Consider the following 12488-nt stretch of genomic DNA (forward strand, 5'->3'; position numbering starts at 1 on the left):
TTCAACGGATTTCAGGCAGGTCAGGCCGCGCGCGAGGTCAGCACCTGATCAACGGTCTTTTGCGCCTGCGCTTCGTCAACACCGGAAACGGCGGCGACTTCGCGGGTCAGACGCTCCAGCGCGGCTTCATAAAGCTGACGCTCGGAATAGCTTTGTTCGCGCTGGTCATCATTGCGGTGCAGGTCGCGCACCACTTCAGCAATCGACAGCAGATCGCCCGAGTTGATCTTCTGGTCATATTCCTGCGCCCGGCGCGACCACATGGCGCGCTTCACCCGCGCCTTGCCCTTCAGCGTGTCCAGCGCCTTGTTCACCACATCCGGCGTCGAAAGCTGACGCATCCCGATTTCGGTCGCTTTGTGCGTCGGCACACGCAGCGTCATCTTGTCCTTCTCGAACGAGATCACGAAGAGTTCGAGATGGATACCGGCGATTTCCTGCTCTTCGATCGAGATGATCTTGCCGACACCATGGGCCGGGTACACAACAAACTCGTTCGGGCGGAACTCAGGCTTCTTGGTCTTGGTCATTCCAGCGGCTTCCTCATGCGCAGGGCCAACCCGGGCGCAACAAATTCCCCCGCCGGATGCCAGAGCATCGGCAAAATGGGGGAATGTCACATGGATGACCGTCTCAGGCGAGCAGTCCCGAGGCGGAAAGCGGGCAACCGTGCTTTGTTTGTTTCAGAGATATAACACAAAAACGACCTGATTCCAACTGCGACCATACACGCAGCAGGTTCGCCGACGCGCCCAAACGCACAAAAAGGCGCGACCTTACGCCGCGTCACCCCTTCCGTTCGCGAATCGGGGGCCGTCGCCGGATCAGGAGCCTTCGCCCGGATTCGGCGAGAAGTATTTCTCCAGCTTGCCGCTTTCGCCGTCGCGCGCCTCGGCCTCGGGCAGCGGATCGCGCTTCTGGGTGATCACCGGCCAGAGTTCGGCATATTTGCGGTTGAACTCGACCCATTTGTCCATATCCGGCTCGGTATCCGGGCGGATGGCATCCGCCGGGCACTCCGGTTCGCAGACACCGCAGTCGATGCACTCATCGGGGTGGATCACCAGCGTGTTCTCACCCTCGTAGAAGCAATCTACCGGGCAGACCTCGACACAGTCGGTGTATTTGCAGGCGATGCAGTTATCAGTCACCACATAGGTCATGACTCAAACCCCGGTCAGTCGTTTCTGGGCTGTTGCTCTAGTCCAACGCGCCCGCTCATTCAAGCGACGAAGTGTCATCCCCGGCAGAAGCGTCCTCCGCTCCGGCGGGCTGCGGATCAAGATCGAGGTAAAGCGTCTGCGCCTCGGTCGCGGGTCCGCGCCGCTGGCCGGGGGCAAGCACCCGGATCAGACGGATGCGGCGGCCCTGCGGGAAGGTGAGCGTGTCGCCCTCCCCCACCTGCTGCCCGGGTTTGAGACAGCGATTGCCATTCAGCCGCAGGTGCCCTTCGGCAATCACGGCACAGGCGAGCGGACGCGATTTGAAGAATCGCGCCTGCCAGAGCCACTTGTCCAGCCGGATGGTCACACGCGGCGGTGCCCCATCGGCTTTCCGGGCCGCTTCGGAACGGTGTTTGGCCAATCAGACCTTGCCCTTCAGCGCCAGCAATGCCGCAAACGGATTGTCGGGGTCGATGGGCTTTTCAGCCCGGGGCGGACGCGCCTCGTAGGATTTGGGCTTGTGGCCCTGGTCCTTGCCGGGTTTGCCGCCCTTGCGATGCTCGTCACGGCGGCCTTCGGGCTTACCGCCCGGCTTGCCTTCGCGACGCGGCGCATCACCTCGCGGACGATCCTCACGCTTGCCGCCCTCGCGGGCTTCCCGCGGCGCACGTTCAGGACGGTTGCCCTGCGTCTCGCCCGCCTCGCGGCGCGGACCGCGATTGCCCTGCCCCTCGCGGCGCGGACCACGGTTTTCATTCCGCGGACGCGGTGCCCAGGTGAACGTGTAAAACACTTCCATCTCGGGAGCAGCTTCGCCTTCCACCGCCTCGGGGGCCGTGGTGTCCTCGGCAGGTGCCAGAACCGAAACTTCTTCGGGAATCGGCGCCACGCTGCCTTCGGTCACCGGAGCCGGAGCTTCGGCGCGGCGCTGCTTGGCGCGTTCGCCCTTTTCGCCCTTGTAGCCCAGACCGCCCATCAGATCCGCGAACTGTTCCAGCGTCATGCCAGTGATCGACAACATGTCGGGCGTGGCCTCAAACCCAGCACGGCTGTCCTTGGCGCGCAGCAGATCTGCCAGACGCTCCAGCATGTCGATGCGAATGGCACGAGTGCCCGCCGGACGATAGCCGGCCAGCGTATAATGCTCTTTCGGCACATCCGGGATGTTCGGAATGGTCACAAGGCCCGGCGGCGGGCTTTCAGGAAACTCCTGAAGCCCCTTGGCCAACGACCACAGAACCAGACGCAGCCGGGTCGGCGCGGGTTTCAGCAGCAGCGGCAGGAAGATCGTATATTGCCCGAAGCGCACGCCATGCTTGCGCAGCGACGACCGCGCCTCCTGGTCCAGCGCCTTCACATCATCGGCCACGCTTTCGCGGCTGACGATGCCCAGCCCTTCGACCAGACGGAAGGCAAAGCCGCGCGCCAGCCCTTGCAGGCTTTCGTCGCGGTTGAGGTTCGTGAGCGGTTCGAACAGCGCAGCAACCTTGCGGTCGATGAAATGCTGAAGACGACGCTTGACCTTCTCGGTCACCTCCGGCCCGGCCTCTTCGTCAACGAAGGCCTCGACCTGCGGTTTCATCGCATCCGAACCCGCCACCAGCTTGCCGACGGCAGCGCTGCCCCACATGAGGCCACCCTGTTCGGTGAAATCCATCTCGGTATCGGGGGCGTTGTAGAAGCGATCCGCCCGCAGATGGAACTCGGGGCGCAGCGCCTCGTAGGCGGCCTGCCGCATCACCCGCGCCTCTTCACCCGAAGCCGAGGCATCCTGACCGAAGCGGAAACCCTCCAGACGGCCGACGAATTCGCCCTCCACCGTCACTTCACCCTTGTCATTCACCTCAGCCACAAGGCTCTCCTTCTGTTTCAACCGCCGCATCAGGACCGATGTGCGGCGGTCGACAAATCTCTGCGTCAGCCGCGCGTGCAGCGCATCCGACAGGCGGTCTTCTACAGCGCGCGTTTCGTCGCGCCAATGGGATTCATCCTCGACCCACCCTTTGCGCTGCGCAACGTAAGTCCAGGTGCGGATATAGGCCAGACGTTTTGACAGCGCGTCAATATCGCCGTCGCTGCGATCAATGCGCGCAACAGCTTTTTTCAGCCAGTCAGCCGGGATACGCCCATCCTGAAGGAAGCCGAACAGCCGGTGCAGCAGCCCCACATGATCGGAGCCGGTGGTCGAGCGGAAATCGGGGATGCGGCAGACATCCCACAACAATTTCACCGCACGCGGCCCGGCGCGCAGCCGGTCGGCCATGTCGGGCATCTGCGTCAACGCCTTCAGCGCCATCAGATCGTCGGCCTCGCGCGTGCGCATCAGCCATTCATTGCCGGTCGGCGCCTCCAGCGAGGCGATCAGCCGCTCGGCCGAGCCGAAGTCCAGCGCGTCGTTTCGCCACATCAGCTTGCGGACAGGCGCGAAGCGGTGCTCCTCGATGGCGGCGACCAGATCCTCGTCCAGCGGGCTGGCCTCGCCCGTCACGCCAAAAGTGCCTGCCTCCATATGCCGCCCGGCACGACCGGCGATCTGCCCCATCTCGTGCGGGAACAGATGCCGCATCCGGCGGCCATCGAACTTGTGGGTTGCAGAAAAGGCGACATGCTTGATGTCGAGATTCAGCCCCATGCCGATGGCATCGGTGGCGACCAGGTAATCGACCTCGCCATTCTGATAAAGCGCGACCTGCGCGTTCCGGGTGCGCGGCGAAAGCGCGCCCATCACCACTGCACAGCCCCCCTTCTGGCGGCGGATCAGCTCGGCGATGGCATAGACATCATCAACAGAAAACCCGACGATGGCCGAGCGTGGCGGCATCCGGCTTATCTTTTTCGAACCTGTATAGCTGAGCGTCGACAAACGGTCACGCCGCACGAACTGTGTCTGCGGGATCAGCGCGGCAATCGCCGGGCGCATCGAATCGGACCCGAGGAACATCGTCTCCACCAGTCCGCGCGCATTCATCAGCCGGTCAGTGAAGACATGGCCGCGCTCGGGGTCGCCGCAAAGCTGGATCTCGTCGATGGCCAGGAAATCAGCGCCGATGTCCGTCGGCATCGCCTCGACCGTGCAGACCCAGTATTGGGTCCGTTCCGGCACGATGCGTTCCTCGCCGGTGACCAGCGCCACCACCGAAGGCCCGCGCGCCTTGACGATACGGTCATAGACCTCGCGCGCCAGCAGGCGCAGCGGGAAGCCGATGACTCCCGTCCGATGCCCCAGCATCCTTTCAATGGCGTAATGCGTCTTGCCGGTGTTCGTCGGTCCCAGGACCGCCGTGACCCGTCGCTGAAGGACCATAGGTTCGTTGTCTCAGATGCTTTGCCCGGAGGTTTCAGTTTCCAGGCGTTTCACTGCTTCCAATACCGCCTGCATATGCGGATGTATAGCAAGAGCCGCCCGATAGACTTCCAGCGCCTGAGGTTTTCGGTCAAGCTGCTCAAGAATCATCCCAAACCCGGCCAGCGCGCCGAAATGGCGCGGGTTCAGCGCCAGAACATGCCGGATGTCACTGACCGACTGCCCGTAGCGACCGGCCAGAAAATAGGCCGTGGCCCGTGCGTTCCAGCCTTCGGCGAAATCGGGCGCATGATCGGTCAGCGCGGTCAGATGGTCGATGGCAGTTTCCGCATCGCCCTGGTCGATGGCCTTGCGCCCGCGTTCCAGCAGCAGATCCATCGAAGCCGAACCGGAACGCGACCAGATCCGCTGGATATCGCTTTCGATGGCACGCGCCCCGGCATCATCCGTCGTCTTCAGATCGGCAAACAGCCGGTCCAGCGTCGCTGCATCCTCGGCAGGCCCCGCCTGCGCCGCAGCGTCACCAAGCGCCAGTGCGAAAACTGCCGCCACGGCAAGATTGAGAAGCGTCAACAGGACTTTCATATCTACACTCTATCCAAGGCACGGGGAAATGCCATAACCCTCGGGTCACATTCCGGGGATGGCACAGCGAGGAGGCAAGAATATGAGCGACGTGATCAATGCAGCGGTCGAGGCCCTGTCAGCCAAAGTATCGGGCTTCGACGGTGTGGCGAAATTCGTCATTCCGGGGGAAGGCGCCATCATGATCGACGCGACGGGCGTCCACGCGGGCGATGAAGAGGCCGATGTTACCCTGACCGCGAATACCGAGGTATTTCGCGCCATTCTGGACGGCGAGATGAACCCGACCACCGCCTTCATGACCGGCAAGCTGAAGGTCGACGGCAGCATGGGAATGGCCATGAAACTCGGCTCCGTGCTGAGCTGACCATGACCGCCGCGCCGTTTTACGCCGATATCGCGCAGGGCCCCGAAGGCGGCCGTGCGGTCTGGCTCGCGGCGGGCGATGGCACAAAACTGCGCGCCGCCCATTGGGCACCCTTCGGGGCGGCGCGCGGCACGGTCCTGCTGTTTCAGGGCCGGTCGGAATATGCCGAGAAATATGGGCCTGCTGCCGTCGCACTGACGGGTGCGGGCTGGCATGTGCTGGCGCCCGACTGGCGCGGCCAGGGCCTGTCGCAGCGCCGCCACCCCGATCCGATGCTGGGCCATGTCGAGGATTTCGACGAATACCAGCAGGATGTCACGGCGGTGCTGGATTTTGCACGGGCCGAAGGACTGCCTGAACCCTGGCATCTCCTCAGTCATTCCATGGGTGGCTGCATCGCGTTGCGGGCGCTGTTACGCGGTTTGCCGGTGAAAAGCGCCGTGTTTTCCGCCCCGATGTGGGGCATCCGGCTGTTTCCGACGGTGGAACCCGTCGCCGTCACCCTGTCGCGTGTGCTGCATGAACGCGGGCATGGCCATCTGTTGACCCCCACGACCACACGGCAGACCTATGTTTTGCACGCGAAATTCCGCGGCAACATGCTGACCCGCGATCCCGCGATCTGGAGCTGGATGCGCCAGCAGGCCACGGCCCATCCCGATCTGGCACTTGGCGGCCCGTCGCTGACCTGGCTGCATGCCGCCTTCCGCGAGATGCAGGCGCTGCAAGCCCTGCCCGCCCCCGCCACACCCGCGCTCACCGCGCTTGGCACCTCGGAACGCATCATCAGCCCCCGCGCCGTGCGCCGTCGCATGGCCGCCTGGCCGCAAGGCCGGCTGGAGCTTTTCGCGAAGGCGGAACATGAGGTTATGATGGAGCTGCCAGCCCATCGCGGCCGCTTCCTGACCGAGACCAACGCCTTCTTCGCCGCGCAATCCTAGACGGCCGGCGCCTCGGCCAGTTGCACCAGCACCGTCATGGCCGCATTCAGCGGAACCGGAATGCCCAGAAGCCCGGCGCGCCGGACGATCTCGCCATTCAGAAACCCGATCTCTGTCGCACGCCCGCGCGCCATATCCTGCGCGGTCGAGGACATTTGCCCCGCCATCGTCTCGGCAATGCGATGCACATCGTCCTCCAGCCCTTCGGGCAGGGTGATCCCGCTGGCGGCCGCCACCGCCCGGCATTCTGCAACGAGGCCAGAAACCACCCCCTCGGCCCCCGGTGCGGCGAGGATGCGGCCATAGGGCTGCTGGGTCAGCGCAGAAATGGCGTTCCAGGCACAGTTGATGGTCAGCTTGACCCAAAGCGCGGTTTCGGCACCTGCGGAGACTTCGGTCGGAATGCCCGCCGCCGCGAACCGCGTGGCCAGTGCCGCACTTTGCGGCGCATCGCCCAGCACCAGATCACCACGTCCGTGGTGGCGCAAATGTCCCGCCGCCGTCATCCCGACCGCGACATAGACCACCGCCGGAATCACAGGCCGCCCCAGAAACGCCGCCAGCCTCTCTGCATTTCCCACGCCGTTCTGAAGGCTCAGCACCACCGCATCGGGCGCCAGATGCGGCGCGATCTGCCGTCCCGCCGCCTCGGTATCCTGAGATTTCACGCAAAAGAGCACAAGCTCAGCCCCGGCTATCGCCCCCGGATCGGTCGCCACCGGCAGGTGCACCACCTCGCGCCCCGTCGCCCGGTCGATGATCAGCCCCTGACCTGCAACAGCGCTGGCCAGCGCGGGACGGCCGATCAGCACAACCTCCTCGCCCGCCTGCGCCAGCATTGCGCCATAATAGCAGCCGACAGCCCCCGCCCCCATCACCGCGATCCGGCCCATTCCTGCCTCCCTGTCCGCAGAAACGAAAACCCCGGCACCTTGGCCGGGGTCTCACGATCAGTTGTCGTCTTCTTCTTCGTCGTCATCGCCATGTGGCAGATTGAAGAAACTGTCCGCATCCGAGTAATCGGCGGGGTTTTCCTCTTTCTCCACCTGCGTGAAGGCCTCCAGACCGGCCAGCGACCCCGGCATCTTCGGCTCGGGCGCCATGCCCAGCGACTGTTCGGTCGACACGAGCTTGCGACGCTCGTCGTCGCTCATCACGCCACCCTCGGCCGCTTTCTTGCGCACGGCGGCCTGCACGGCGGCATCCAGTTCAGACTGACGGCAAAGCCCCAGCGCGACCGGGTCGATCGCCTGCATGTTCTGGATGTTCCAGTGCGTCCGCTCGCGGATCGACTGGATGGTAGGCTTGGTCGTACCGACCAGCTTGCCGATGGCGCCATCCGAAAGCTCGGGATGGAACTTCACCAGCCACAGGATCGCATTCGGACGGTCCTGGCGCTTCGACAGCGGGGTGTAGCGCGGCCCGCGACGCTTGTCCTCGCCCACGGCAGCAGCGTTGAACTTCAGCTTCAGCTTGTAGAAGGGATCTTTCTGCCCCTTCTCGATCTCGATCGGGTCCAGCTGGTTGTTCGCCACCGGATCGAACCCCTTCACGCCGGTCGCCACATCGCCATCGGCAATGCCCTGCACTTCCAGCTCGTGCATGCCGCAGAAATCGGCGACCTGCCTGAAGGTCAGCGTCGTATTGTCGACCAGCCAGACCGCGGTCGCCTTGGCCATAAGGGGTTTCGACATGAGGATCACTCCTTTACAAATCTTTCCCGCGCCGGGAAAACGGCTGCGGGCGAGGCCCGCGATTTCCACGTTTTCGGGGAAGTCTGGCGCGCCTTATAGTGCGATTTTACTGCGGGGGAAAGAGAAAATGCGCATCTTGCTCGGGGCCACTCTCGCTTCCCTGATCTCCACCGCCGCGTTTGCCGGGGGCGAGAAAGCCGGCGACTTCGACTACTACGTCATGTCTCTCAGCTGGTCGCCCAACTGGTGCGCGCTGGAGGGGGACGCCCGCGGCGCCCCGGAATGCCGCAAAGGCGCGGGACGCGCCTTCACCCTGCACGGGCTCTGGCCGCAATATGAGGAAGGCTGGCCCAGCTACTGCCGCACCACCGAACGCGATCCTTCCCGCGCGGAAAGCGAGACGATGGCCGACATCATGGGCGCCTCGGGACTTGCATGGTATCAGTGGAAGAAACATGGCCGCTGTTCCGGCCTGTCTGCGCGCAGCTATTACGACAGCCTGCGCCGCGCTTTCGCCACGGTGAAGATTCCAAAGGTCTTCCCGATGATCGACAAACGCCTGAAAGTCCCCGCCGATGTGGTGGAAGGTGCATTTCTGGAGGCCAACCCCGGCCTTTCCCCCGACCAGATCACAGTCACCTGCGACAGCGGCATGATTCAGGAAATCCGCATCTGCCTGACCAAGGATCTGCGCCCCCGTCGCTGCGGCGCTGACGCGATCCGTGACTGCCGACTGAAGGATGCGGTGCTGGAACCCATCCGCTGACCAGCCCACCTGCGCAGCTTCGACCGGGCAAGACGAGTATTTCTGCAAGAAGCAAGGCAAGGCGGACAAGGGGATGCCAAAACGGCTCTCTGCGGCCTGTATTGCTTCTTGATCAAATACTCAAACTCCTCCCGCGCCGTCGCTGAAACGCTGTATCGAAAGCACCAGCGGCACCACCGCCCATGGCAATGCCGCATGACGATGGCCCCGCCGGGGCCTGAGGAGGGCGGCACTTGTGTTCAGATCAGCCCGTGGCTGCGGAACATTTCCTTCAGGTCAGCCTCGGGACGTGCGCCGATGTGGCTGATGACCTCGGAGGCGGCAAGGCAACCCATGCGGCCCGCCATTTCATAGCCATGGCCGTTGGTCAGCCCCCAGAGGAAGGCCCCGGCAAACAGGTCGCCCGCGCCGGTCGCGTCGACAATCCGCGTCGGGTAAGCTGGCGCGTGCCAGCGCTGGCCCTCGGCGAGGATATGGGCGCCCTTCTCGCTTTCCGTACAGGCCACGATGGCGACATCGGCAGCAGCGGCTTGCAGGGCAGTCTCGAAATCGTCGGTTTGATACATCGACATGATCTCGGCCCGGTTGGCAAACAGCAGGTCAACGTCATCGTGGATCATCTTGCGGAAGGCATCGCGATGGCGTTCGACGCAGAACGGGTCCGACAGCGTGACCGAGACGCGGCCCCCTGCCCCCTTGCAGGCGCGGATCGCCTTGGCGAAGGCCGCGTGGCTTTCCGGGCCATCGAAGCGATAGCCTTCCAGATAGATCCAGTCCGCCTCGGCCATCTGGGCCTCGTCGATGTCGGCGGGGGTCAGGAACTCGGACCAGCCAAGATAGGTATTCATCGAGCGTTCCCCGTCCGGCGTCACCAGAACGATGCAGCGGCCGGTTTCCTGTTCGCTGCCCGCCGGGGCCAGCGCGGTTTCATAGACCGCGCCCTGCGCCCGCAGGTCGTGGGCGAAGATGCGGCCAAGCTGGTCGTCCTTCACCTTGCCGACATAGGCCGTCCGCCCGCCCAGTGCGGCGATGCCCGCAATGGTATTGGCCGCCGATCCGCCCGAAATTTCCTTGGCCGGGCCGATCCGGTCGTAAAGCGTCACGGCACGCTCCATGTCTATAAGCTGCATAATGCCCTTGCCGATACCGTTCGTTTCAAGAAACGCCTCTTCGGCATGGGACAGCACATCGACCATGGCATTGCCGATGCCGACGACCTGAAACTTCTTCATGCAGTTTTTTCCTCGTAGGGGCACAGATCGCGGATCAGGCAATCGGCGCAGCGCGGTTTGCGTGCGGTGCAGATGTAGCGGCCGTGCAGGATCAGCCAGTGATGGGCGTGTTGCTGGAACTCGGCCGGAATATTGTCTTCGATCGCGCGTTCGACCTGATCGACATCCTTGCCGGGGCAGATGCCGGTACGATTGCCGACACGAAAGATATGGGTATCCACCGCCTGAGCAGGCACATGCCACCACATGTTCAGCACGACATTGGCGGTCTTGCGCCCCACGCCGGGCAGGGATTGCAGCGCCGCGCGGGACGAGGGCACCTCGCCGCCATACTGGTTGACCAGAATCTCCGACAGGCGGATCACGTTCTTCGCCTTCTGGCGAAAGAGGCCGATGGTCTTGATCGCCTCGGTCAGCCCCTCAAGCCCCAGATCCAGCATCTTCTGCGGCGTATCCACGGTGGCGAACAGGGGCCGTGTGGCCTTGTTCACCCCGGCATCAGTGGCCTGGGCGGACAGCGCGACCGCCACCAGCAGCGTATAGGCATTGACGTAATGCAGCTCACCCTGCGGTTCGGGTTCGGCGGCCTGAAACCGGGTAAAGATCGTGCGGATCGTATGGTAATCAAGTTGCTTCGCCATGCCGACCTCCTAGCGCGCCCTTGGTCTGCTGCCAAGCGAAGCCGCATATTCCGGGTCGAAGGGTGTTGCATTGCCGCCTAAAGTGGCAATGTGACCTGCCGGAGTTTACCATGAACGACCAAAGCCAGAGCTATCATTACCGTGTCATCGCGCGCGCCTTGGCCGAGATCGACGCGATGCAGGCGGGTGGGCAGGCACCGACGCTGGACGGGCTGGCGGCGCGGATGGGGATGAGCCCGGCGCATTTCCAGCGCACCTTTTCGCAATGGGTGGGCGTCAGCCCGAAACGCTATCAACAATATCTGACGCTGGATCATGCGCGGCACCTGCTTGCAGAACGACATTCCGTGCTGGAGGCGTCACTGGCCAGCGGGCTGTCCGGCACCGGGCGGCTGCATGACCTGTTCATCAAATGGGAGGCGATGACGCCGGGTGAATTCGCCCGTGGTGGCGAGGGGTTGACCATCTACTGGGGCTGGTTCGAAAGCCCGTTTGGCCCCGCGCTTGTCATGGGGACGGATCGGGGCATCTGCGGCATGGGCTTCGCCGCCGAACAGGACGAGGCCGAGGTGATGGCCGATCTGATCCGCCGCTGGCCTAGGGCCGATTTCGTGGAAGACCCGATAATGTTGCGCCCCTGGGTGCTGGATGCCTTCGGCGCTACCGGCACCGCGCCACTGTATCTGATCGGGGCGCCATTCCAGATCAAGGTATGGGAGGCTCTGCTCGCGGTGCCCTCGGGCCATGTCACAACTTATTCCGACATCGCCCGCGTCATCGGCCATCCGGCGGCGGTGCGGGCCGTAGGCACGGCGGTCGGGCGCAACCCGGTCAGCTTCCTCATCCCCTGCCACCGCGCGCTCCGCAAATCAGGGGCGCTTGGCGGCTATCACTGGGGCCTGCCCGTGAAGCGGGCCATGCTTGCATGGGAGGCCGCCCGTGCGGATGCAGGCGGTGCGGCGCCGGTTCCGGTGCCGCAAACGTGATGCGCGGAATACTGCGCATGCGCACGCAACCAATTCCGGCCTCATGCGTTGCTGCGGTATGGTGGAGCGAGGCTGGCCCGGTGCCGGCAAAGAGAGAGGCGAGAAAATGACCTTCAGAACCCCGGTTATCCTTGGCATCGCGGGTATTGCCCTGCTGGCAGGCTGTGTGCAGGACCCCTATCGCTACGAAGACCCGAATGCCCGCACCAAGGGCGGCGCGGTTACCGGCGCGGCTATCGGTGCGCTGATCGGCGCCAAGTCGGGTGGCGATGACAAGCTGGCGAAAGCCGTGGTCGGCGCGGCTGTCGGCGGCGCCCTCGGCGGGGCCATCGGCAATGCGATGGACCGTCAGGCCGCCGAACTGCGCGCGCAGATGAGCCCCAACACCACCATCACCAACACAGGCAACGCGCTGGTTGTGACCATGCCGCAGGACATCCTGTTCGCGACCGACAGCGCGAACCTGCGTCCCGATCTGCAAGGCGACATCCGCGCCGTGGCCGCCAACCTCATGCGCTATCCCAACAGCCGCGTCGAAGTCGTTGGCCATACCGACAACACAGGCTCGGCAGCCTACAACCAGGACCTGTCAGAGCGCCGCGCGCGTTCGGTCGCGGGTGTCCTGATGTCCGGCGGTGTGCCCGGCTCGCGGATTTCGGCCTATGGCCGGGGCGAGGATCAGCCCATCGCCTCGAACCTCACAGAGGCGGGCAAGGCGCAGAACCGCCGGGTCGAGATCATCATTCGCCCGAACTGAGCGGCACTTGTGTCGGAAAGGGCGGCCTGCTGGCCGCCCTTTTTCATTGCTG

At 64.1% G+C, this 12488-nt stretch carries 14 protein-coding genes; 5 read left to right on the forward strand and 9 right to left on the reverse strand.

The features are described 5' to 3' along the window. Positions 1-20: 20 nt before the first annotated feature. The 5 genes from IE126_RS04565 to IE126_RS04585 all read right to left on the reverse strand — a co-directional run bounded on the left by IE126_RS04565 (position 21) and on the right by IE126_RS04585 (position 5052). Positions 21-530 carry a CarD family transcriptional regulator gene (locus IE126_RS04565; RefSeq protein WP_054300821.1) on the reverse strand — a complete coding sequence of 170 codons (510 nt, stop codon included), beginning with the start codon at positions 528-530 and terminating at the stop codon, positions 21-23. Positions 531-824: 294 nt separating this feature from the next. Next, positions 825-1163 (reverse strand): ferredoxin FdxA, encoded by a 339-nt coding sequence (gene fdxA, locus IE126_RS04570; protein ID WP_054300822.1) that lies wholly within the window; start codon positions 1161-1163, stop codon positions 825-827. Between the two features lie 55 nt (positions 1164-1218). Further along, on the reverse strand, positions 1219-1584 hold the full coding sequence (locus IE126_RS04575) for an RNA-binding S4 domain-containing protein (RefSeq protein WP_229825222.1): 366 nt from the start codon (positions 1582-1584) through the stop codon (positions 1219-1221). Then, entirely contained in the window at positions 1585-4467 is a 2883-nt protein-coding gene (locus IE126_RS04580; protein WP_189380277.1) for a helicase-related protein, read from the reverse strand. Positions 4468-4479: 12 nt separating this feature from the next. Next, positions 4480-5052, reverse strand: coding sequence for a tetratricopeptide repeat protein (locus tag IE126_RS04585; protein ID WP_108128841.1), 573 nt, complete (start codon positions 5050-5052; stop codon positions 4480-4482). Positions 5053-5134: 82 nt separating this feature from the next. On the opposite strand from IE126_RS04585, the gene IE126_RS04590 reads away from it, so the two are divergent. Continuing rightward, positions 5135-5419 (forward strand): SCP2 sterol-binding domain-containing protein, encoded by a 285-nt coding sequence (locus IE126_RS04590; protein WP_054300824.1) that lies wholly within the window; start codon positions 5135-5137, stop codon positions 5417-5419. A 2-nt stretch (positions 5420-5421) separates the two neighbouring features. After that, entirely contained in the window at positions 5422-6360 is a 939-nt protein-coding gene (locus tag IE126_RS04595) for an alpha/beta hydrolase (RefSeq protein WP_189380278.1), read from the forward strand. Here IE126_RS04595 and IE126_RS04600 read toward each other — a convergent pair. Together IE126_RS04600 and IE126_RS04605 are read right to left on the reverse strand one after the other, a co-directional pair. Continuing rightward, the gene (locus IE126_RS04600) at positions 6357-7253 is read right to left on the reverse strand and encodes a ketopantoate reductase family protein (RefSeq protein ID WP_189380279.1); all 897 of its coding nucleotides are present in this window, start codon (positions 7251-7253) and stop codon (positions 6357-6359) included. The genes IE126_RS04595 and IE126_RS04600 overlap by 4 nt on opposite strands. Before the next feature lie 57 nt (positions 7254-7310). Then, positions 7311-8054 (reverse strand): DUF1013 domain-containing protein, encoded by a 744-nt coding sequence (locus IE126_RS04605; RefSeq protein ID WP_054300827.1) that lies wholly within the window; start codon positions 8052-8054, stop codon positions 7311-7313. 127 nt (positions 8055-8181) lie between these two features. On the opposite strand from IE126_RS04605, the gene IE126_RS04610 reads away from it, so the two are divergent. Continuing rightward, positions 8182-8820, forward strand: coding sequence for a ribonuclease T2 family protein (locus tag IE126_RS04610; protein ID WP_054300828.1), 639 nt, complete (start codon positions 8182-8184; stop codon positions 8818-8820). 239 nt (positions 8821-9059) lie between these two features. Here the strand turns inward: IE126_RS04610 and IE126_RS04615 are convergent, their stop codons facing one another. Both IE126_RS04615 and nth read right to left on the reverse strand, forming a co-directional pair. Then, on the reverse strand, positions 9060-10052 hold the full coding sequence (locus IE126_RS04615) for an adenosine kinase (protein WP_189380280.1): 993 nt from the start codon (positions 10050-10052) through the stop codon (positions 9060-9062). Further along, on the reverse strand, positions 10049-10693 hold the full coding sequence (nth, locus tag IE126_RS04620) for an endonuclease III (protein WP_189380281.1): 645 nt from the start codon (positions 10691-10693) through the stop codon (positions 10049-10051). Before nth ends, IE126_RS04615 begins: the two co-directional genes overlap by 4 nt. A 110-nt stretch (positions 10694-10803) precedes the next feature. Between nth and IE126_RS04625 the strand changes: the two genes are divergently transcribed. Continuing rightward, positions 10804-11679, forward strand: a complete 876-nt coding sequence (locus IE126_RS04625; RefSeq protein WP_189380282.1) for a methylated-DNA--[protein]-cysteine S-methyltransferase — start codon at positions 10804-10806, stop codon at positions 11677-11679. A 106-nt stretch (positions 11680-11785) separates the two neighbouring features. Continuing rightward, positions 11786-12436 (forward strand): OmpA family protein, encoded by a 651-nt coding sequence (locus tag IE126_RS04630; RefSeq protein WP_189380283.1) that lies wholly within the window; start codon positions 11786-11788, stop codon positions 12434-12436. The last annotated feature ends 52 nt before the right edge of the window (positions 12437-12488 follow it).

The organism is Gemmobacter nanjingensis, assembly GCF_014652195.1.
GTDB lineage: Bacteria > Pseudomonadota > Alphaproteobacteria > Rhodobacterales > Rhodobacteraceae > Gemmobacter > Gemmobacter caeni.

Bases quoted from the DNA above. Each gene is read 5' to 3' on its own strand.
- IE126_RS04610 (WP_054300828.1), top strand. From the start codon at position 8,182: ATGCGCATCTTGCTCGGGGCCACTCTCGCTTCCCTGATCTCCACCGCC.
- IE126_RS04630 (WP_189380283.1), top strand. From the start codon at position 11,786: ATGACCTTCAGAACCCCGGTTATCCTTGGCATCGCGGGTATTGCCCTG.
- IE126_RS04585 (WP_108128841.1), bottom strand. From the start codon at position 5,052: ATGAAAGTCCTGTTGACGCTTCTCAATCTTGCCGTGGCGGCAGTTTTC.
- nth (WP_189380281.1), bottom strand. From the start codon at position 10,693: ATGGCGAAGCAACTTGATTACCATACGATCCGCACGATCTTTACCCGG.
- IE126_RS04605 (WP_054300827.1), bottom strand. From the start codon at position 8,054: ATGTCGAAACCCCTTATGGCCAAGGCGACCGCGGTCTGGCTGGTCGAC.
- IE126_RS04565 (WP_054300821.1), bottom strand. From the start codon at position 530: ATGACCAAGACCAAGAAGCCTGAGTTCCGCCCGAACGAGTTTGTTGTG.
- fdxA (WP_054300822.1), bottom strand. From the start codon at position 1,163: ATGACCTATGTGGTGACTGATAACTGCATCGCCTGCAAATACACCGAC.
- IE126_RS04590 (WP_054300824.1), top strand. From the start codon at position 5,135: ATGAGCGACGTGATCAATGCAGCGGTCGAGGCCCTGTCAGCCAAAGTA.
- IE126_RS04625 (WP_189380282.1), top strand. From the start codon at position 10,804: ATGAACGACCAAAGCCAGAGCTATCATTACCGTGTCATCGCGCGCGCC.
- IE126_RS04615 (WP_189380280.1), bottom strand. From the start codon at position 10,052: ATGAAGAAGTTTCAGGTCGTCGGCATCGGCAATGCCATGGTCGATGTG.
- IE126_RS04595 (WP_189380278.1), top strand. From the start codon at position 5,422: ATGACCGCCGCGCCGTTTTACGCCGATATCGCGCAGGGCCCCGAAGGC.
- IE126_RS04600 (WP_189380279.1), bottom strand. From the start codon at position 7,253: ATGGGCCGGATCGCGGTGATGGGGGCGGGGGCTGTCGGCTGCTATTAT.
- IE126_RS04580 (WP_189380277.1), bottom strand. From the start codon at position 4,467: ATGGTCCTTCAGCGACGGGTCACGGCGGTCCTGGGACCGACGAACACC.